This is a genomic window from Paraburkholderia caffeinilytica, assembly GCF_051027425.1.
Classification (GTDB): domain Bacteria; phylum Pseudomonadota; class Gammaproteobacteria; order Burkholderiales; family Burkholderiaceae; genus Paraburkholderia; species Paraburkholderia caffeinilytica_A.
Genome location: NZ_CP186553.1, coordinates 909,586 through 931,662 on the forward strand (window position 1 = coordinate 909,586; position 22,077 = coordinate 931,662).

A 22,077-nucleotide genomic window follows, 5' to 3' on the forward strand; every position below is an offset into this window, starting at 1 on the left:
GGTATGCGCGGCCACGGCGATGGCAGTGACACTGCTGGCCCATTCCCATGCATTCGCGCAGGGCAGTGCTGGCGATGCAACAACTGCAACCAACGCAAACCATGTCGTCAAGACTGCTGATGTGAACAACGCAAGTAGCGCAACTCGTTTCACTCGCGCAAACGGCGAAAGCAGCAGTGCTGGCGAGGCCACTGCTATTCACGCCGCCGCCCAAACGCAGCAAGCCTGCACGTCACTCGCCGACAATCCAGTCGTTTCCCAGATAAGCCCTTCGCTACCCGTACGCCCAAAGCGCATCGTCGTGCTCGAATTCATGTTCGCCGAAGACCTTGCCGCACTCGGCATCACGCCGGTCGGCATGGCCGATCCCGAGTACTACCCGATGTGGATCGGTTACGACGATGCGCGCCTTGTTTCGGTACCGGACATCGGCACACGACAGGAACCGAGTCTCGAAGCGATCGCGGCGGCCAAACCGGACCTGATCCTCGGCGTCGGCCTGCGCCACGCGCCGATCTTTGCGGCGCTCGAACGAATCGCGCCTACCGTGCTATTCAAATACGGCCCGAACTTCACCGAAGACGGCGCCCGTGTCACGCAACTCGATTGGAGCCGAAAAATCCTTCGCACCATCGGCTGCCTGACGGATCGTGAAGAGGCGGCGCGCGCAGTCGAAGCCAAGGTCGACGCGGGTTTTGCGCGCGACGCACAACGTCTCGCGCAAGCCGGCCGCCGAGGTGAACAGATAGCTTGGTTACAGGAGTTGGGACTGCCTGACCGCTACTGGTCATTTACCGGAAACAGCACGGCAGCCGGTGTCGCGCACGCGCTTGGCCTCGAGTTGTGGCCCGCCGAGCCGACGCGGGAAGGCACTTCCTACGTGACGTCGGAAGATCTGCTGAAGAAGCCGAACCTCACGGTGTTGTTCGTCAGCGCAACCGAACCCGGTGTGCCGCTCGCAACCAAACTCGATTCGCCGATCTGGCGCTTCGTGCCGGCACGCAGCGCGGGGCGCGTGGGTCTTGTCGAACGGAATATCTGGGGTTTTGGCGGACCGATGTCCGCGCTGCGGATGGCCGATACGATGACGGAAGCGCTACTCTCTCTGCCGGCCCCTTCTACAAGCAAGTAAGCGGCTGAAAAACGCATGGGCGTTATTCGGCCCAAGGCTGGTCCTTATCGCAGTTGCAGTTACAGCACGCCGGGCGTTCGGACCAACACGCCCAGCGTGAAATTCACCAGACTGAACTTACCCGACTGTGCCGTTAGCAACCGCACTGTGCTCGACAGCCTGCGCCGCGCCATAGGTTTCGCTGACGATACTGCCGTTGTCCAGCTTCAACACACGATCCGCCAGATGGAAGTAACGATCGTCGTGACTGATCACGAGCACCGTCTTGCCGCGTGAGCGCAATTCCGGCAGCAGTTGTTCATAGAACACCGCCTTGAATTGCGGGTCCTGATCCGCGGCCCATTCATCGAACAGATAGAACGGCCGGTCTTCCAGATACGCGACGACCAGCGCCAGACGTTTGCGCTGCCCGGTGGAGAGCGCGCGCGTCGAGAACGCGCCGTTCACCACCTGGACCTTGTGGTCGAGCGCCAGTTTCGCAACCAGTGCGTTCGCGCGGGCATCGGCCTGCGCGCGCGATGCAGCGTTCGGATCGACGATACCCAGCAGCGCGTCGAACAGATGGAAGTCGTTGAACACGGCGGTGAAGCGCTGCCGGTACGCGGCGCGTTCGGCGAACCCGATCGGCTTGCCATCCAGTTCGATCGTGCCGTCTTCCGGTTCGTACAGGCCGGTGAGCACCTTCGCAAGTGTCGTTTTACCGCTGCCGTTGCCACCGACGATAAACACCATCTCGCCGGGTCTGAAAGTCAGATTGACCGGCCCGACGCGGAACATCCGTTCGTCGCGCTCATGGAAATACGAGTGTGTGACGTCGCGCAACGTAAGGGTCTGGTACGGCGCGTGCGATGCGTTTTCATCCGGCGGCGGCGCGGTGCGCAGGGCGCCGAATTCGCTCATCACCTTTTCGATGCGGTCGAGCGATACACGTGCCGCATTCAGCGTCGGCACGTTGTTCAGCAAACCGTCCAGCGGCAGCAGCATGAACAGGAACACCACGACATAGCCCGACGCGGACGGCGCGTCAGCGTGCACGCCAAGTGCCGGCCAGAATGCGGCGACACCCAGAAACACATAGAACAGGAACACGATCCAGCCGACCCCGACCGCATAGGCGCTGAATGCCTGACGCCGGTGGTCGCGCACTTCGTCGATTGCCGAGCCGAGCTGGCCGTCGACGAATTGACGCGAGCGCGCCTGATGCAATTTCAGCTCCTTCGCGCCGGTGAACAGCGCGCCGAGATAGCCGAACAGTTTGTCCTGCGAACGGCCGGCGGCTTCGAGCGAAGCGATCGCCCGCTTGTCGCCCGCGTGATAGCCGAGCGAACCGACCAGGATCGCGGCGACCGCGAGCAGGCAGACCGGCCAGGACAGCCACGCCAGATAGCCGAGGCAGCCGAACACGATCGAGCCGTGCATCACGAGATTGGGCAGCGCGAAGAACAGCATCGACACGTTGGTGGCGTCGTCGGTCAGCACCGACTGCACGGGCGCAGCACCGATCCGTTCCACGTCGCGCAGTTCGGCCTCGGCGACGCGCCGTGCGACATGTTCGCGCAACTGCGCCATCGTGTCCTGTGAAAGTCGCGCGAACAGCACGCCGGTGATAACGCGTGTGACAAGCGCGATCACCGCGCATAGCGCGAAACGCATCGCGAGCGACATGTCGGCCGCGCCCGGTTGCGACAGCGCGCGGCTTAGGGTCGCGACGAGCAGCACGCTCGCGATGCCGTTCAGCACGCAGGCGGTGAGGGCAATCGCGAAGGCGCCGCGCGAGCGCTTGAGCAGCGCCACGATCAGGCGCATGGCCGGCTTGCCGGAGGGCTGACCGGCGGTTGAGGGAGAAAGCGGGGGTGGCGCGTCGTAGCGCTCGTTGGCAGCGGTCATCGGCAATGGGTCGCAGTGGGTCGCAATGGATCGGTGAGATGCGGCGCATGCGGCAGTGCATGCGGACGGCAAATCAGCGGGGCGCAAAAACACGCCCCTCGCCTGATAGACGAATGGCCGCTGCAAACATTTACCGTCTGCCGCGCTTTGTCGCATCGAAGCCATGCAGTCCGAATAAATCGACGAAGGCGGTAAAGATTCTCGATCGCGGATCGTCACACCCAATGAAGCGGCCCATTGCGGCCTGCGACTCGGCCGATGCGGCCAGTTCTAACGGATTTCACGCCTATGACGAGCTTCCCGATTGCGTTGCACCACCGAATCCGCGCCTTGGCGCGTATCGAACCCGATGCGCCCGCGCTGGCGTCGTTCACGCCGCGTACCGTGCGCCTGACGCGCGGAGAACTGGATAGCCGCGCGGCGCGGCTCGCCGCGCAGTTGAGAGCGGCAGGCGTCAGGACGGAAGTGCGCGTTGGCGTGTGTGTCGCGCGTTCATGCGATCTGTTTGTGGCTCTGCTCGCCGTGCTGAAGGCCGGCGGGGTGTTCGTCGCGCTCGATCCGCGACATCCGGCGGCGCGGCTCGATTGGGTTGCGCAGGATGCCGGTCTTGTTCACGGCATTGTCGACGCTTCTGCGGATGCGGCTATGCGTGCCCGTTTCGCGCAGTGTTTCGACGTCGAAAGCGATGCGTTGGCAGACGTGGCCGCCGCGCGTTTCGATGGCGATGACGAGCCGGTGCATCCGCGCGCGGCCGCCTACATGATTTACACATCCGGTTCGACGGGCACGCCGAAGGCAGTCGCTGTCGAACACGGGCCGCTTGCCGCGCACGGCGACGCGCTCGCTGAATCGTTGCCGATCGACGGTACGGATCGCGTGCTGCACTTCGCTTCGGTGAATTTCGATGTCTCGATCGAAGCATGGCTGGTGCCGCTCGCCGTGGGTGGCAGCGTAGTGATCAGCGATCCGCCGCCGTTTCCACCGGAAGCCACGCATGCCTTCATGCTGCGAGAGGGCGTGACCAATACCACGCTGCCGCCTGCCTATCTGCGCGAATTCGCGAACGTTTGCGAGCGCGTCGGCGTACCGCCTTCGCTGCGCGTGCTGCTGTTCGGCGGCGAAGCGATGTCGCAGGACAGCTTCGACGAGATTCGCCGCGTGTTCCCGTCGATCCGGCTCGTCAACGGTTATGGACCGACCGAGGCGGTGATTTCGCCGATGCTGTGGCCGGTCGACCCGGGTACGACACCGGCGCTCGAGACGGGCAACGGCTACGCGTCGCTGCCGATCGGCTGGCCGATCGGGCGCCGCGTGGCGCGGATCGACGGCGCGGCGCAGCGCGGCGAGGCCGGTGAACTGCTGCTCGGCGGCGTGTGTCTCGCGCGTGGCTATCATGGCCGCGCGGCGCTGACCGCTGAACGTTTTTTGCCGGACGCAAACGGTGCGCCGGGCGAACGGATCTATCGCACTGGCGACCTCGCGCGCGAACGTGTAGACGGTTCGTTCGATTATCTCGGCCGCATCGACGATCAGGTACAAGTGCGCGGCGTGCGAGTGGAACCTGGCGAGATTGCAGCGTGTCTGCTGACGCATCCGGCGATCGCCGATGCGGGTGTGCTGGCCGAAGCAATGGGCGGCAGGACGCAACTGATTGCGTGTGTGGTGCTGAAGGACGCACTCAGCGACGCCGCATTGCAGGCGCATCTTGCCGCGCATTTGCCGCAAGCGTGGCTGCCGCATCGTTTCACGCGCTTCGCACGTCTGCCTTATACGCTGAACGGCAAGCTCGATCGCGCTGCGTTGCGCGATGCTGTGGCGGCACTGCCCGTTGCGGCCGCGGCCGATTATGTCGAGCCCCAAACTGCCACGGAGCAGCGGCTTGCCGACATCTGGCAAACACTGTTGAACGATCCCGCGCCAATTGGCCGTACGGACAGGTTCTTTGCACGCGGCGGCGATTCACTCGCGGCGATGCAATTGCAGGCCGCGATCCGGATCGAATGGCGCGTGAATCTAAGGCTCGATGCATTGTTCGACGATCAGGCGCTTGAGACGCTTGCGGCGCTTATCGATAACAGCGAGGCTGAATCGGTAGTGAATGGGCATCAGCAGATCGCAGTACTGCCGCGCTCAACTGCCGCGTTTGTCGACCGTGCGGCTTCATTTTCCCAGCAGCGCTTCTGGGTCCTCGCGCAAACTCAGGACGCCGGCTCGGCGTATCACGTCGCCGTGCAATGGGACGTGCAGGGTGCACTCGACCTCGGCACGCTGCAACGCGCACTCGATTGTCTGATTGAGCGTCAGGAAGCGTGGCGCTCTACGCTCGTCGAAACCGACGACGGTATCGTCATGCAGCGCATTCACGCTGCGTTGCCTGTACGGATTGCCGAAATCGATCTGCACACCAGTACAGAAAACGAGCGCGCATTGCGGCTCGCAGAGTTGTCGACGCAACACGTCGGCGCTGCGTTCGATCTGTCGAACGGCCCGCTGGTGCGTGCCACGCTCATCACACTGACCAACAACACGCAACGCTTCCTGTTGACGACCCATCATGCGATCAGCGACGGCTGGAGCTCGCGTTGCGCGTTCGACGAATTACAGGCAACCTACGCGGCGTTCGCCCAGGGGCGCACGCCACAATTGCCCGCGCTGCCGATTCAATACGCCGACTATGCACAATGGCAACGCGACTGGCTCGCCGCTGGCGAAGGCGAGCGCCAGCTCGCGTATTGGCGCGACGCGTTGCGTGCCGCGCCCGAGCCACTGGGTTTGCCGCTCGACAGGACGCGCTTGCCGCAACGCGACTATCGCGGCGGCCGCCTCGCGTTGCGATTGCCGGAAGCAGTCTCCGCCGCGGTGCGCGAAACCGCGCGGCGCGCGCAGGCGTCGCCCTTTACCGTGTTGCTGGCCGCGTTCGACGCCTGGCTCTACCGGATGACCGGTGCAACCGACATCGTAGTGGCCGCGCCGATTGCGCATCGGCAGCGTGCGGAAACCGTACCCTTGGTCGGACTGTTCCTCAACACGCTGGCATTGCGCGCGCGTGTCGCGCCAGGCCAATCATTCGCTGCTTTGCTCGACGATGTGCGCCGCTCGGCGTTCGATGCCTTCGCGCATCAGGACGTACCGTTCGATCAGGTGCTCGATGCGGTCAAGCCGCCGGTGCGGCGCGGCGAAGAATGGCTCAAAGTCAAATTCGCGCAGCAGTTCGATCTGGAATTGGCGGCTGAATTGCCGGGCGCGTCGGTGCGAATGTCGCCGGGGCTCGACCTTGCCGCGCGTTTCGATCTCGCACTCGATTTCACCGACGATCCGCGTGGTATCGAACTGGTAGTCGCGTATGCGCTCGACGGTATCGATGAAGCGACTGCGCAGGCGTGGCTCAATAGCTATGCGGCACTGGTCGCCGACGCGGTACGTGATCCGCAACGCGCGATTGCTGAACTGGATTGCGCGGATGAGGCTGGATATGGCGCGGCGCGACAGGGTCGCGCGCTTCAATCTGAGGCGGATAGCGTTCTGGCGTTGTTCGCGCGTCACGCGAGTGAAACGCCGCATCGCGTTGCGCTTGCTGACGCCGACACGCAGCTTACGTTCGCTGAACTCGATGACGCTTCGGAGCGCATCGCGTTCGCTTTGCAGCAACTTGGCGTGGGTGCGGAGCAGCCGGTTGCGGTATGCATCGAGCGCTCGGTGCGCTTCGCGGTGGCGCTGCTTGGTGTGATGAAGTCGGGCGCCTACGCGGTGCCGCTCGATCCGACTGCGCCGCACGAACGCCTGTCGGCTGCCGTGGATGCCTGCGGCGCGCAATGGATGCTGACCGCGGGAGGCGCGCTGACGGTGGGCAGCGCCACGGCGCTGGATATCGATGCGCTCGCGCGAGATTCATCGCTTGCAGGGCGGGAGATTGCTGCTGGCACGAGTTCTGATATCAACTTGAGCGCGAACGCAGCGGCCAACGCCGCTGCCCCGCGTCCGGCACCGCTACCTGACCAGGCCGCCTATCTGATCTTCACATCGGGATCGACCGGCACGCCCAAGGGCGTTGTGATCTCGCATCGCGCGCTGGTCGATTACGTTGAAGGCATGCTGGACGAGCTGGCCTTTGCCGCCGGTGCCTCGATGGCGATGGTGTCGACCGTCGCCGCCGATCTCGGTCATACGACGCTATTCGGTGCGCTTTGCTCGGGCCGCACACTGCATCTGCTGCCGGCTCAATGCGCGTTCGATCCCGATCGCTTCGCTCACGAAATGCGCACACGCGACGTGGGCGTGTTGAAGATCGTGCCGAGTCATCTGCATGCACTGCTCGATGCGCAGCAGGCCGCCGACGTGCTGCCCGCTCACGCACTGGTGACGGGTGGCGAAGCGCTGCCGTGGTCGCTTGTCGAACGGATTGCGGCGCTCAAGCCCGAGTGCCGTGTCATCAATCACTACGGTCCGACTGAAGCAACGGTTGGCGCATTGACCTTCGATACCTCCGCGCCGGCGCGAACTGCATTGTGCTTACCAATGGGTCACGCCATGCAGGCGGGGCGTGGTGCGCAAACGACGCTGTTCAATCAAACCACGCAAACCGCTCAACCTACGCAACCTACGCAATCCACGCAATCCGTGCCGCTCGGCCTGCCGCTGCCAAACGCCTATGCATGCGTGCTCGACACCCACGGCGTCAGCGTGCCGCCTGGCGGAATCGGTGAACTTTATCTCGGCGGTCCAGGCCTCGCACGTGGCTATCTGAATCGCGCGGCAGCAACCGCTGAGCGTTTCGTGCCGCATCCGTTCGCCCCGGGTGAACGTCTCTATCGGACGGGTGACCGCGTTCGGCTGCGTGCCGATCGTCGTCTGGATTTTCTTGGGCGGCTCGACGATCAGGTGAAAATTCGCGGCTATCGCGTCGAACCTGGCGAAGTGAGTGCCGCGCTGCGCGCGCTCGAAGGCGTCGCTCAGGCAGAGACGCTCGCGGTGGACCATGAGGGCCGCTTGCGCCTGGCGTCGTTCGTCGCCTCGTCTAACGGCGCACGTCTCGATGAGTCGACGCTGCGCGCGGAGTTGACCACGCGTCTGCCGGATTACATGGTGCCTGCCGTGTTGCTGATCGTGCCGACATTGCCGGTCACCGCGAACGGCAAAGTCGATCGGGCGGCATTGCGTGCGCTTGCCGCCGCACCGACGCAATCCGTTACCGATGGCGACGCACCGCAAGGTGCGACGGAAGAGGCGCTTGCCGCCGTCTGGAAAGAAGTGCTCAAAGCGGAACGCGTGGGCCGAAACGACAACTTCTTCGAACTGGGCGGCGATTCGATTCTGGTGTTGCAGGTAATTGCGCGTTCACGAAAACGCGGTGTGCGCTTCACGCCGAAGCAGTTGTTCGACGCGCCTACGCTCGCACAACTCGCCGGTGTTGCAACAACGGTGGATGCGGCCGCACCGGCTGCGTCGAAAACGCCCTCCACATTGTCGGCTCCCAAAGCACAGGCGCCGACGTCAGCGTCCGGACAAAACGCGATTCTTACCCCTGCGCAACTGCGCTTCTTTGCGCTGGATATTCCGCAGCGTGGTCACTGGAACCAGTCGATCGAGATCGATGCCCAGGCACCGTTCGACACCGATGCCTTCGCCCGTGCATTCGAAACGCTGCTGACGCATCACGAAATTTTCCGCCACCGGTTCGCGCCGAGCGGTCCGCATGGGGAATGGCAGCTCAAATTCGCCGAGCACGCGTTCGAGGCGCTTCCGTTCGCAGTCGCTGCCACACGCGACGAAACCGATGCGCTCGCCCAGTTCGACGCGCTGCAAAGCACGCTCGATCTGACGCATGGCCCGCTCGTCTGCGCCTTCGCCGCGCTGTTGCCGGACGGAACGACCAAGCTCTATCTGGCGATTCATCACCTCATCGTCGACGGCGTGTCGTGGCGTGTGCTGCTGGACGATCTGGACACCGCCTATCGCGCGGCGCGCGAGCGTCGCATGGTACGTCTTGCGTCGACGGGTACGAGCGCGCAGGAATGGGCGGCGCAACTCGCTCGCGTGGCGCGCGATGCAACGAACTCGCCATTTGCCGCTGAAGTGCCGTATTGGGCCGCGCTCGCCGCGCCATGCGACGACCTGCTGCTCGACCATCCGCAAGCGAAGGCGACTAATGCGGACGCACAAACGGTCATCCAGACGATCGATGCCGATCTGACCCGCACCGTATTGACAGAGGCAAACGCGGCCTACCGTACGCAGATGATCGAACTGCTGATCGCGGCCCTCGTGCAGTCGCTCGGCATGCCTCGCTGCCGCATCGAACTCGAAGGCCACGGCCGCGAAGCGCTATTCGACGATGCCGACGTGAGCCGCACACTCGGCTGGTTGACGAGCCACTATCCGGTGCAGTTCACCGTCGAAAGCACGCCGGCGGCGACGCTCGGCGCGGTCAAGGACACACTGCGTGCGGTGCCGAACAAGGGGCTCGGCTTCGGCGTGCTGTGTCACTACGGCGATGCAGCGACGCGCGCGGCGCTCGCTGCCGTGCCACGGCCGCATGTGACCTTCAATTACCTCGGCCAGTTCGACGCGCCGCACGAGGCTGCGCTAGTGCCGCGTTTCGGCGGCGTGGGCCGCGAGCGCGATCCCGCGGGTCCGATCGGCAATTCGCTGGCGATTCACGCCTATATCGATGGCGACGCCGCACGCACGCTAAAAATTCACTGGGTATACGGTGCAACGCAGTTCGAGCGCGCGACGATCGAAGCGCTCACGCAGCGTTTCGAAACCGCGCTTGCCGGGTTGAGCGCTGCCTGCGCGGCGCGTCTCGCACAACGCGGCGGCGGCGCAACGCCCGGCGACTATCCGCTTGCGCGCACCGCAGGGCTCACGCAGGCCGCATTGGAGCGCCTGCCGCTCGATCTACGCACCGTCGACGATATCTACCCGCTCTCGCCGATGCAACACGGCATTCTGTTCCACTCGCTGTTTGCGCCGGAGCAATCGACGTATGTCAATCAACTGGTCGCGACGCTGATCGATCCGGACGTCGAGCGTTTGCGCGCCGCGTTCGAGGGTGCTGTGCCGCGCCACGACATTCTTCGCACCGGGTTCACGCCGGATGAAGCCACGCCGATGCAGGTCGTGCATCGCCAGGCGCGCATACCGGTCGAGATTATCGACTGGCGAGATCGAGATGCGGGTGCGCTCGATGCATTTGAGACCTGGCTTACTCACGACCGTGCGCGTGGTTTCGATCTGACGTCACCGCCTTTGATGCGCGTCACGCTGATTCGCGTGACGGATCAAGCGTGGCGTCTCGTCTGGACGCGCCATCATTTACTGCTCGATGGCTGGAGCACGGCGCGCTTCTTCGCCGACGTGCTGCGCGACTATATCGAGCCGCGGCGTCCGCAACCGTTCGCCGCACCGGCTAAAACGCGCTACCGCGATTTCATCGCGTGGCTCGCGGCGCGCGATACGGAAGGCGAGCGCGCGTTCTGGCTGCAACGTCTCGCGTTGATTGACGAACCGACGTTGATCGCCGACCGGGAGCGTGACCGCGCCCATGACGATAGCGAACGCGAAGACAAGCAGGTCCGCGATCAGAGCCACGACAGTGGACTCAAACATGATCGCGCTCCAGAAACAGCACGCGTTGCCGGACACCTCACGCGCCGTGAATCCGTCGATGCCGATACAACGGCCCGGCTCATCGAAACAGCGCGCCGTCTGAAAGTCACCGTCAACACGATGGTGCAGGGCGCATGGGCACTCGCTCTGCAACGGATGACGCATCGCACCGCCGTTGCATTCGGCGCGACCGTAGCAGGACGTCCCGACGCGCTTGCCGATGCCGACACCGTGCTGGGCCTTTTCATCAACACGCTGCCGGTCATCACCGCGCCTTTACCGCAACGCTCTGCATCGGCATGGTTGCATGAATTGCAAAGCGACAACGCCGCGGCCGCGGAACACGCGCATACGCCGCTCTACGAAATCCAGCAGTGGGCAGGCCAAGGTGGCGGCGCGCTGTTCGACACGCTGGTCGTATTCGAAAACTATCCGGTCGATGAAGCCTGGCAGGGGCGCGACGAACGAGCCCTCAAGCTGCGTGAACTACGCAATATCGAAGCCACCGATTTCGCGCTCACGCTCGTGATCGAAGCCGGCACGACGCTCACGATCGACTACGGCTACGACGTCGCGCAACTCGATGCAACCCGTGTGGCCGCGTTGCATCGCGCGTTTTCCGCGTGCCTGGCAGGCTTGATCGCCGATCCGCATGCGCCGCTCGGCACGATCTCGATTGCAACCGCCGACGATCTCGCCACGCTGGCGAACGCCAATGCAACCGCGCAATCCTGGCCGCAAGCGCAGCAGCAGGCGCTGCACCGGCAATTCGAGCAGGCGGCGCTCGCATCGCCCGACGCAATCGCACTTGAATTCACCGATCCGCAAGGACATACGCAGCAGATGACCTATGGCGCGCTCGACGCGAGCGCTAACCGGGTCGCGGCCGCGCTCATCGACATGGGTGTTCGGCCGGATACGGCGGTCGCGTTGTGCGTCGAGCGTTCGTTCGACATGGTGGTCGCGCTAGTCGGTGTGCTGAAAGCGGGGGCGGCGTATCTACCTATCGATCCGGACTATCCGGCCGAACGTATCGCGTATCTGCTCAACGACGCAAACCCGGCGGTTGTGCTGACGCAGCCGCATTTGCGTGACCGTGTCGCCGCAGCGGTCGAAGGCGTCGATGTCAGGATTCTGACCGTCGGCGAACTCCTCAGCACCGAGGCCTTGCTCGCTGCGCCTGTGGAAGTCGCCTCCGATCAACTTGCCTATCTGATCTACACATCCGGATCGACAGGCAAGCCGAAAGGCGCGGGAAATACACATGGTGCGCTGGCGAACCGGATTGCGTGGATGCAGGACGCCTATCGTCTGAACGCCGACGACGTCGTGCTGCACAAGACGCCGTTCGGCTTCGACGTCTCGGTATGGGAGTTTGTCTGGCCGCTCGCGGTCGGCGCGAAACTCGCGATTGCGGCGCCGGGGGATCATCGCGATCCGGCACGTCTGGTCGCGGCAATCGAAGCGCATCGCGTCACCACACTGCATTTCGTACCGTCGATGCTTGCCGCGTTCCTGGCTCACCTGGAAGATTTCAAGGTTGCGGGCCGCTGCGCGAGCATCGAGCGGATCGTGGCGAGCGGCGAAGCGCTTGCACCGGAACTGGTGGCGCGCGTCGCGCAGCATCTGCCGAATGCACGCCTCTACAACCTGTACGGTCCGACTGAAGCTGCCATCGACGTCTCGCACTGGAGCTGCGACGCGCGCGATGCAAACGCAGTGTCCGTGCCGATTGGTCATCCGATTGCGAACTTGCAACTGCACGTACTCGATGCGGCATTGCAACCGCTGCCGCAAGGAGCGGTCGGTGAGCTGTATCTGGGTGGAGCGGGACTCGCGCGTGGTTATCTCGGCCGTGCCGCGTTGACGGCGGAACGCTTCGTCCCGGACCCGTTCATTGAGGGTGCACGTCTCTATCGAACCGGCGACCTCGCCCGCCGTCGCGCGGACGGTGCGCTCGATTATCTCGGCCGGATCGATACGCAGGTAAAGCTGCGCGGCCAGCGTATCGAGCCCGGTGAAATCGAGGCCTTGCTGCGTGCCGAGCCAGGCGTACACGACGCCGTGGTGATCGTACGTGACGAGCAACTGGTCGGCTATGTCGCGCGAGGCGTGGGCAATACCATCGACACACATGCATTGCTCGATGCGCTGCGTGCCCAGTTGCCCGCGTACATGGTGCCCGCGCAACTGATCGAGATGGAGGCGCTGCCGGTTACGCCAAACGGCAAGTGCGATCGTCATGCGTTGCCTGCGCCGGTTCGTAGTCTCTCATTCGGCGAGGATCCGGCTGCATCTCTGCAAACCGATACCGAACGTGAACTCGCCGTGATCTGGCAACGCGTTCTGCGCGTGGAGGCGATCGGGCGTGACGACGATTTCTTCGTCCTCGGCGGTCATTCATTGCTCGCGACGCAAGCCAACGCACAGGCCAATCTGCATTGGACGTTGATCCTGCCGCTGCGCACGCTATTCGACGAACGCACGCTTCAGCGCTGCGCCGCCGCGATCGATCGCGCGCTAGCGGAGCGCGACGCGGGCGCCGGCGAGAACACCGCGAGTGCCATCGACGCACTCCTCGGCGAACTCGAGCTGCAGTAAACCATCACGCCGACCAGCACTGAGCACTGAGACAACCCAGCATGACGACAGCCAAACCGGATCTGCTTTCCCTCGCGACACGTTTCGCGCTTTTGCCGGACGCGCAGCGCAAGGCCTTTCTCACGAAGCTTGACGCAGCGGGCATCGATTTTCGCGTGCTGCCGATTCCGCCGCGCGCCGAGCGGACCGCGAGTGTGCCGGCTTCGTTCGCGCAAACGCGTCTGTGGCTGCATGCGCGCATGATCGACGAGCCGGCGGCGTATCACATCACCGAACGCTTGCGGCTCGACGGCGCGCTCGACGCCAATGCACTGCGTCTTTCGTGCGATGCACTGATTGCGCGCCACGAAGCGCTGCGTACGACTTTCACCGAAAGCGCGGACGGCGTGTTGCAGACCGTACATGCGCCGTCGCGCTGCCCGTGGCATGCAAGCGACGTGAGCACGTTGCCTGCGCACGAGCGTGAGGCGCGTGCGGCTGCCATTGCGCGAGCGGACGAAGCACAGGCCTTCGATTTGTCGCTTGGGCCCCTGATGCGCGCGCATTTGATCCGGCTCGACGCGACGACGCATTGGCTCGCGCTGACGACGCATCACATCGTGTCGGACGGCTGGTCCGCGGATGTGATGCTCGCGGAGTTGGCCTCGTTCTATCAGGCGTATGCGAAGTGCGAGGCCGTATCGCTGGCGCCGTTGCCGATCCAGTACGCGGACTACGCGCTGTGGCAGCGCCGCTGGCTCGATGCGGGCGAGCGCGAACGTCAACTGGAATTCTGGCGCGCCAGGCTGGATGCGAGCCGCGACGTGCTGATGCTACCGGGGGCCGCGCCGCGTCCGGCGCAACGGAGCGCGCGTGGCGCGCGGCATCGGTTCGTGCTGGATGCCGCGCTCGTCAGGCAGGTCAAGGCGCTCGCCAATGCTCAACGCGCCACGCCGTTCGCGGTGCTGCTTGCGGCGCTCAATGCATTGCTCACGCGTTCGTCGGGCGAGGCGCAGATTCAGATCGGCGTGCCGGCTGCGAATCGCGAGCGCGGCGAAGCGGCCGGCCTCGTCGGTTTCTTTGTGAACACCTTGACGCTCGCGACGCCTGTTGCCGCAACGCAATCTTTCGCTGCGTTAGTCGGTGCGACCCAGCGCACGCTCATCGACGCTCAATCGCATCAGGACGTGCCGTTCGAACAGGTGGTCGAGGCGCTTGGCGTAGTGCGCAGCGCGAGCCACCATCCGCTGTTTCAGGTGATGGCGGCTTATGGTGCGCGTCGTCGTTTGCCTTCGCTTGCCGGCGTTCGCATGACTGAGTTGCCGTCCGGAGCACCGTTTGCCAAGTTCGATCTGACGCTGAGTTTCGAAGAGCGCGATGACGGTTCCGTCGATGCCTACTTCATCTACGCGCTGGATATCTTCGAGGCGGATGCAGTCGAGCGGCTCGCGGCGCGTTTCGTCGAATTGCTGTCGCATGCAACGGACGCGCCCGGAACGGCGGTCGGCGATCTGCAATGGCTGCCCGAAGCCGAGCGGACTCAGCTCAATGCGTGGAACAGCACGGCAGTCGATCATCAGGAAGTATTCAGGCCGGTTCATCAGCGCGTGGCCGATCATGCTTATGCGCGACCGGATGCGCGTGGCGTAGCGGATCTAGAGCGTTCGCTTACACGTGGCGAAGTAGACGCATGCGCGACGCGGCTTGCGCAGAAGCTGGTGGCAGCCGGCGTGAGCGCGGAGATGCGCGTCGGGGTAGCGCTAAGCCGCTCGGTCGATCTGCTGGTCGGTCTGATTGCCGCGTTGAAATCCGGTGGCGCGTTCGTGCCGCTCGACCCGAGCCATCCGCGCGAGCGTCTCGCACAGATTCTCGATGACGCACAGATTACCCATGTCATTACCGAGCGCGCCAGCCTGGCCGCGCTGCCGGCGTCGGATCGTTTGCGCCTGTGGTTGATCGACGAGGAACCACAGCGCGGTGATCTCTCGACCGCGCCGGTCGCTTTGCCGACTGTCTCGCCGCACCAGGCGGCCTATGTGATCTACACCTCGGGCTCGACCGGCAAACCGAAGGGCGTCGTGGTCGATCACGGTTCCTTCGCGCTGCATTGCGCGGCGATTGCCGCACGTTACGGCGCGGGTGAAAGCGACGTCTTCCTGTTATTCCAGTCGGTCAATTTCGACGGCGCGCACGAGGGCTGGTTCTCGCAGTACATGTCCGGCGCCGCGGTGGCCATCACCGCCGACACCTTGTGGCCGCCCGCGCAAACCTGCCGGATGATGACGCGAGAAGGCGTGACGATGACCTACGTGCCGCCCGGCTGCGCGACGCAGCTTGCCGAATGGGCGCTCGCACACGGTGCGCCGCCGACGTTGCGATCGTTGACGGTAGGTGGCGAGGCGACATCGCGTGAAGCCTTCGCGCTGATGCGCCGCGCGTTTCCGAACGCACGCATTGTCAACGGATATGGGCCGACCGAGACCGTCATCACGCCGATGCTGTGGATGTTTTATCCCACCGACGATGTCGCGAAGCTCGCCGACAGTGCCTATCTGCCGATCGGCACGCTGGTCGGCGCCCGATCCGCTCATGTGCTCGATGCCCGCCTGAATTCGCTGCCGGTCGGTGTGATTGGCGAGCTGTATCTGGGTGGCGAAGGTGTGGGCGTCGCACGCGGTTATCTCGACCGGCCCGCGCTTACCGCAGAGCGTTTTGTGCCTGATCCGTTCGGTGCGCCGGGCGCGCGTCTCTATCGCACAGGCGACCTGGTGAAACGGCGCGCGGACGGTGTCTTCGACTTTATCGGCCGGGTTGACCATCAGGTGAAGCTGCGTGGCTTGCGTATCGAGTTGGGTGAAATCGAGGCGCAGCTCGCCGCGCATGAGGACGTGCGCGAGGCGGTGGCGATCGTGCACGGCAAGGGAACGCACGCGGTCCTGGTGGCGTATGTCGAGTTGAGCGCCGAAGCGCGCGAGCGCAACACGCGGGCGGACGCCGCAGAACTCGACGCGCATTTGCGTCACACGTTGCCCGATTACATGGTGCCCGCGCATATCGTCGTGCTCGATGCATTGCCGCGCAATGCGAACAGCAAAGTGGACCGCGCTGCATTGCCGGAGCCGCAGCGTGTCGCGCGAGCCTATCAGGCGCCTGCCGCCGGCCTCGAAACGGCGCTTGCGCTGATTTTCCGGGAAGTGCTGGGCGTGGAGCGTGTTGGCCGTGGCGATCACTTTTTCGAACTCGGCGGACATTCGCTCGCGGCAGTTCGTGTGACGACGCGCGTAGCCGAGCGGCTCGCGCGAGATGTGCCGGTGCGCACGCTCTTCGAAGCGCCGATCCTGGCGCAGTACGCGCAGCGCGTGATGGCTGCGGCGCGCAGCGAGGCGGTGGTTGAAATGAATGCCGAGCCCGGATCGCATTCGGGGTTCGCGAGCGAGGCAGCGAAATCGCGCGCGCCTGCTGGAGCGTCCGACGTGTTGCCGCTGTCTGCCGCGCAATTGAGCTTGTGGTTCTTGTGGCGCGCGCAGCCGGACAGCGCGGCCTACAACATTCCTGTCGCGTTGCGTCTGCGCGGGCCGCTCGATGTCGATGCATTGCGTGAAGCGTTTTCTACCGCGATGGCGCGGCATCCGGCGTTGCGCACACGTCTCGTCGAAAGAAGCGGGGAATTGCCTGGTCAACGGATTGCAGCGATGGCGTCTTTCGAATTGCCCGTGATCGATCTGCTTTCGCTCGAAGCCGCGAATAGCGCAGATAGTGCACGCGAGGCCGCCGCCGTGACGCTTACCAATGAAGACGCGCTGACGCCGTTCGACCTGCTCGCCGATGCGCCGCTTTGGCGCGTGCGCCTACTGCGTTTCGGCGAGCACGATCATGTGTTGTCGCTGGTTGTGCATCACATCGTGTCGGATGGACAGTCGATCGATCTGTGGCTTGACGAAGTCCGCACGATCTATGTGGCGATCGTGCGTGGCGCATTTCCCGCGGCTTCGAGCGTGTCGCTGCCTTCGCCTCACGCGTTGGTTTTGCCGGTCGCGGCGCCGCGTGCGCGTCTGTCTTTCTGGCGCGACGTGCTTGCCGATGCGCCCGCGCACGTTTTGCCTGCGCCGCCTTCGGGCCGATCCGCGGCGCCACGCTGGAGCGCGGGCCGCCTCGCGTTCGAATTCTCCCCGGACGTGGTGCGACGTGCCCGCGCAATGGCGCTTGAAGTCCACGCAACGCTGCCGATGCTCCTGCACGCCGCGCTAAACGTCGCGTTCTATCGTGCGACCGGTGCGGCCGATCAGCCGGTCGGCGTTCTGGCATCGACGCGTGAATTGACGGGCGAGACCGCGCGCCGCGCACTCGGTCTCTTCATCAACGCGGTGGTTGTGCGCACGCGGCTCGCAGAAACACATACGCCAGCCACATTGCTAGCCGAAGTGCGCGATGCGGCGCTCGCGGCCTATTCGCACGCGGACACCCCGTTCGCCGATGTGGTTGCAGCGTTGCGCGCACCGCGCCCGGAACCCGGCAATCCGCTCTTCTCGGTGATGTTCAACTATCTGCGCCCCGCCGGCGCAGCGGAGCGTGATTGGGCCGGCCTCACGCTCGACGATTTCAACGATGTCCGTCATCGCGTTGTGTTCGAACTGGAACTCGACGTGGTCGAGCATCCGGATGGACGCGTGACGGGCGCATTTTCGTATGCGGATGAACTGGTCGACGGCCGGTTCGTCGAGGCGTTGACGGCTGATTATCTGAACGTGGTTCAGCAGTTCGTCGATGCACCGCATGAAGCGCTCGGCGCGTCGCCGGCGCGGTTTGCACTGACAACACCTGCCGTTGCTGCTGGCACGAATGCGTCGGGCGCGCTTCACAACGAAGCAACCCGGCTCGCCGAAGCGCTCGAACGCGTCTGGAGCGATCTCTTCGAAGGCAACACGCCGGCACACCACGACGATCTATTCGAAGCCGGGGCGACTTCATTCGACGTCGTGCGTTTTGTCGACGCGGCGCAAGCAGCCGGTCATGCACTCTCGATTGCCGATGTATTCGCCGCGCCGAGTTTCGCCGGTCTGGGCGTGCGGATCGTTGCAGGTGCATCGACCGTTGCCGAAGTACACGATGCAGGCTGACGTTCGCATCGCTCGACCAACAATTTTCTCCGGCCAGCGCATCCGGCGCGCCGGCTCACACCGATAAGGACCTGCGACATGCACAGAGACACCGTATTTGATCTGATCGGCATCGGCTTCGGGCCGTCGAATCTGGCGCTTGCCGTGCGCCTCGCCGAAGAGGCCGGCGTAGCCGATCTCACACATTGCTTTATCGAACGGCAACCCGAGTTCGGCTGGCATCGCGGCATGCTGCTCGACGACTGCCGGATGCAGATTTCCTTCCTCAAGGATCTCGTCACGTTGCGCGATCCGAAGAGCAGGTTCACGTTCATCAACTATCTGTTCGAGCGCGGACGTCTGGCGGATTTCGTCAATCTGAAGAGTTTCTATCCGACGCGCGTCGAGTTTCACGATTACCTTAGCTGGGTGGCCGCTTCGTTCGACGACCGCGCGCACTACGGCCAGACGGTGACCGGTATCGAAGCGGTCAAGGCTGCGGGTAACGTGAACGAAGTCGAAGCGCTGCGCGTATTTTCGCGCGACGAAGAGGGCCGCGAGTGGCAGCGCGTGACGCGCGCACTGTCGGTCGGTATCGGCGGCGGCGCGCAGGTGCCGGAGGCTTTTGCCGCACTCGGTTCGCACAATATCGTGCACTCGTCGAAGTATCTGACGTCGATCGACCGGGTGGTGGGCGACGCCAACGGCCCGCGCAAACGCGTGGCCGTGATCGGCGCGGGGCAGAGCGCGGCGGAGGTGTTTGTCGATCTGACGCGCCGTTTTCCGCATGTCGATGCGAGTCTCGTGATCCGTTCGAGCGCGCTCAAGCCTGCCGACGACAGCCCGTTCGTCAACGAGATCTTCAGCCCGGCTTTTACCGACATTGTCTACGCGCAGCCGAGAGACGGCCGCCGTTCGCTGATCGAGCGCTTTCGCGACACCAACTATGCGGTGGTCGACCGCCCGCTGATCGAGCAGATCTACGAAATGCTCTATATGCAGAACGTTGCGGCAGAGCCGCGCCATCGTCTGCTGGCGAACACGGGCATCGAGACGGCGGTGCGTACTGCCGGCGGTCAGATCGAGCTCACGCTGCGCGACCGCCTGAGCGGCCACGCGCGTGCCGAGCAATTCGATGCGCTCGTGCTGGCGACGGGGTATCGCCGCGACACGCATTTCGAACTGCTCGAAGGTCTCGCGCCGCATCTGGGCGATGCGCTCGCGCAGGGCAACGTCGAACGCGATTACCGGCTTGCCACACCGGCGAGTTTCAAACCGCGTATTTACCTGCAAGGCTGCTGTGAAGACAGTCACGGACTGTCCGACACGCTGCTGTCGGTTCTCGCGCTGCGCTCGGACGAAATCGTCGCGTCGCTCGCCCACCACACATCACAGGACCGGTTGGCCAGCCGGACCGCACAAACAGAAAAAAGCGGGACGAGCGCGGGCCGCATGGCCTTCGCTCTTTAATAAAACGCGGCCGTTTGGCCGCATAACAACCTGGAGCATCGAGAGATGGAGTGGGCAATAGGCACGCGTCGGCGTGCGATCGCAGCCTCGGCAGGCATGACGTTTTACGCGGCTGCAGCCGGGCACGCGCAGGCGCAGCAGGTATCCCAACCTGCTGCGCAACCAGCGGGCGACGCACAGCAAACCAGTACAACACAACAAGACGCAGCGTCTGCCAATACGCTGCCTTCCATCAGCGTTCAAGGGGCGGCCGAGAGCGAGTCGACGGTGGGCCTCGTCGCCCGCCGCAGCAGCACCGGCACCAAGACCGACACTGCGCTGAAGGAAATCCCGCAGACGATCAACGTCGTGACCGCACAGCAGATCGAGCAAACCGGCGCGACCTCCATCAATGAGGCTTTGCGCTACATTCCTGGCTTTTCGACGTATGGCGCGGATGTTCGCTCCGACTGGTATTCGGTGCTGCGCGGCTTTACGCCGACTGTTTTTGTCGACGGGTTGCAGGTGCCCAATACGCTCAATCTTTCGAGCTGGCGTGTCGATCCGTACATGATCGACAGCATTACGGTGCTGCGCGGGCCGACTTCCGTGCTGTACGGCCAGGGCGATCCAGGCGCGATCATCGACGTGCAGAGCAAACTCGCGAACGGCGAGCGTATTCGCGAAGTCGAAATGCAGCTAGGCGATTACGCGCGCAAACAACTGGCTTTCGATGTAGGCGACAAGATCGATAAGGACGGTACGCTGTCGTATCGTTTTGTCGGCGTGGGACGTGACGGCAATTCGCAGACCGGGCCGAATCCGGAGCAGCGTGTGGCGATCGCGCCTTCGGTGAAGTGGCAGCCGAATGCGAAGACTTCGCTGACCGTGGAGGCGAGCTATCTGCAGGATTGGGGCGACGCGTCGAACAACTTTCTGCCGGCGCAGGGCACGATTCTGCCGAATCCGAACGGCAAGATTTCGCCGGATCTCTATACGGGCGACCCCGCGTTTTCTCACTACCGCAAGAAGCAGTGGTCGATAGGTTATCAGTTCGAGCACAAGCTCGATTCGGTCTGGACGTTCCGCCAGAACACGCGCCTGATGCATCTGTCGCTCGATCAGGGGCAGGTGTTCGGCGGCGGGCTCGATCCGGCGGACCCGACCGAGGCCTCGCTGCTGCGTTACGTCGGCTTGTATCAGCTGAATTACAGCCGCTTCGACGTCGACAATCAGGCACTGGCCAAATTCAGCACCGGTCCGCTCGACCATACGGTGCTGCTCGGCTTCGAATACAACCGGCAGTCGACAACCGATAGCGAGTCGATGGCGACCGGGCCGAGCCTGAATATGTACAACCCGGTGTATACGCCGATCACCAACGCGATCTTCGGCGGCCCCGACGCGTTTCCTCGCACCGATACGAAATCGACGCTCAATTCGTTCGGCGTGTATGCGCAGGACCAGATCAAGTGGCAGCGCTGGGTGTTGACGCTCGGCGGCCGCCAGGACTGGAGCGACACGACGCAGAACGATCTCGCCGGCGGCACGCGCCTCACGCAGAACGATCATGCGTTCTCGGGACGCGTCGGCCTCGTTTATCTCGGCGACTTCGGGCTTTCGCCGTACATCAGCTATTCGACGTCGTTCAATCCGCTTGTTGGCGTGAAGATTGCGGGCGGCGGCATCGCCGAGCCGACCAGGGGCAAGCAGATCGAAGCGGGTTTGCGCTGGCAACCGGCCGGCAAGAATCTGATGCTGAATGCCGCGGTCTATCAGATCAATCAGACCAACGTTGTCACGCCCGATCTTGCGCTCGACCCGACCGGCAGTACTTCAGTGCAGACAGGCGAAGTGCGCTCGCGTGGCATCGAGTTGAGTGCTGTGGGCAACGTCACGCGCAATTTCTCGGTGATTGCCGCATACGTGTATCAGGATGTGAAGAACATCAAGGCCGGCGACGATACTTTGGGCAAGTGGCCGGTGGATATTCCGCGGCCGCGTCAGATGGCTTCGCTATGGGGCGACTGGACGTGGCATGTTGGGCCGCTCGCCGGCCTCGGCTTTGGCGGGGGTATCCGCTATCAAAGCGGCGCGGCGGGCGCGGCCGACAACTCGCTGTACGTGCCGAGCTACACCGTGTACGACGCGGCGGTTCACTACGAAATGCGCAATTGGCGCTTCGCTGTGAATGGCCAGAACATTTTCAATCGCCGGTTTGTGAGCGGTTGCCAGTCGGTGAATACCTGTTTCTACGGGAATCCGCGCACGGTGATCGCTACGGCGAGGTACGACTGGTAAGTGGAAGGCGTTCGCGGCGGACCG

At 63.9% G+C, this 22,077-nt stretch carries 6 protein-coding genes; 5 read left to right on the plus strand and 1 reads right to left on the minus strand.

The window, feature by feature from the left end; all coding sequences use genetic code 11:
* The first annotated feature begins 19 nt into the window (after positions 1-19).
* Positions 20-1,132, plus strand: coding sequence for an ABC transporter substrate-binding protein (locus ACOSV0_RS24645; protein WP_434114532.1), 1,113 nt, complete (start codon positions 20-22; stop codon positions 1,130-1,132).
* Positions 1,133-1,249: 117 nt separating this feature from the next.
* Here the strand turns inward: ACOSV0_RS24645 and ACOSV0_RS24650 are convergent, their stop codons facing one another.
* Entirely contained in the window at positions 1,250-3,019 is a 1,770-nt protein-coding gene (locus tag ACOSV0_RS24650) for a cyclic peptide export ABC transporter (RefSeq protein ID WP_434114534.1), read from the minus strand.
* Between the two features lie 288 nt (positions 3,020-3,307).
* Between ACOSV0_RS24650 and ACOSV0_RS24655 the strand changes: the two genes are divergently transcribed.
* The 4 genes from ACOSV0_RS24655 to ACOSV0_RS24670 all read left to right on the plus strand — a co-directional run bounded on the left by ACOSV0_RS24655 (position 3,308) and on the right by ACOSV0_RS24670 (position 22,053).
* Positions 3,308-13,228: an amino acid adenylation domain-containing protein gene (locus ACOSV0_RS24655; RefSeq protein WP_434114536.1), complete on the plus strand. Its 9,921-nt coding sequence runs from the start codon at positions 3,308-3,310 to the stop codon at positions 13,226-13,228.
* A 41-nt stretch (positions 13,229-13,269) separates the two neighbouring features.
* Positions 13,270-18,324, plus strand: coding sequence for an amino acid adenylation domain-containing protein (locus ACOSV0_RS24660; protein ID WP_434114538.1), 5,055 nt, complete (start codon positions 13,270-13,272; stop codon positions 18,322-18,324).
* A 78-nt stretch (positions 18,325-18,402) separates the two neighbouring features.
* Positions 18,403-19,773, plus strand: a complete 1,371-nt coding sequence (locus ACOSV0_RS24665) for a lysine N(6)-hydroxylase/L-ornithine N(5)-oxygenase family protein (protein WP_434114540.1) — start codon at positions 18,403-18,405, stop codon at positions 19,771-19,773.
* 45 nt (positions 19,774-19,818) lie between these two features.
* Entirely contained in the window at positions 19,819-22,053 is a 2,235-nt protein-coding gene (locus tag ACOSV0_RS24670) for a TonB-dependent siderophore receptor (protein ID WP_434114542.1), read from the plus strand.
* Positions 22,054-22,077 lie beyond the last annotated feature (24 nt).

Bases quoted from the DNA above. Each gene is read 5' to 3' on its own strand.
- ACOSV0_RS24655 (WP_434114536.1), top strand. From the start codon at position 3,308: ATGACGAGCTTCCCGATTGCGTTGCACCACCGAATCCGCGCCTTGGCG.
- ACOSV0_RS24660 (WP_434114538.1), top strand. From the start codon at position 13,270: ATGACGACAGCCAAACCGGATCTGCTTTCCCTCGCGACACGTTTCGCG.
- ACOSV0_RS24645 (WP_434114532.1), top strand. From the start codon at position 20: ATGGCAGTGACACTGCTGGCCCATTCCCATGCATTCGCGCAGGGCAGT.
- ACOSV0_RS24650 (WP_434114534.1), bottom strand. From the start codon at position 3,019: ATGACCGCTGCCAACGAGCGCTACGACGCGCCACCCCCGCTTTCTCCC.
- ACOSV0_RS24665 (WP_434114540.1), top strand. From the start codon at position 18,403: ATGCACAGAGACACCGTATTTGATCTGATCGGCATCGGCTTCGGGCCG.
- ACOSV0_RS24670 (WP_434114542.1), top strand. From the start codon at position 19,819: ATGGAGTGGGCAATAGGCACGCGTCGGCGTGCGATCGCAGCCTCGGCA.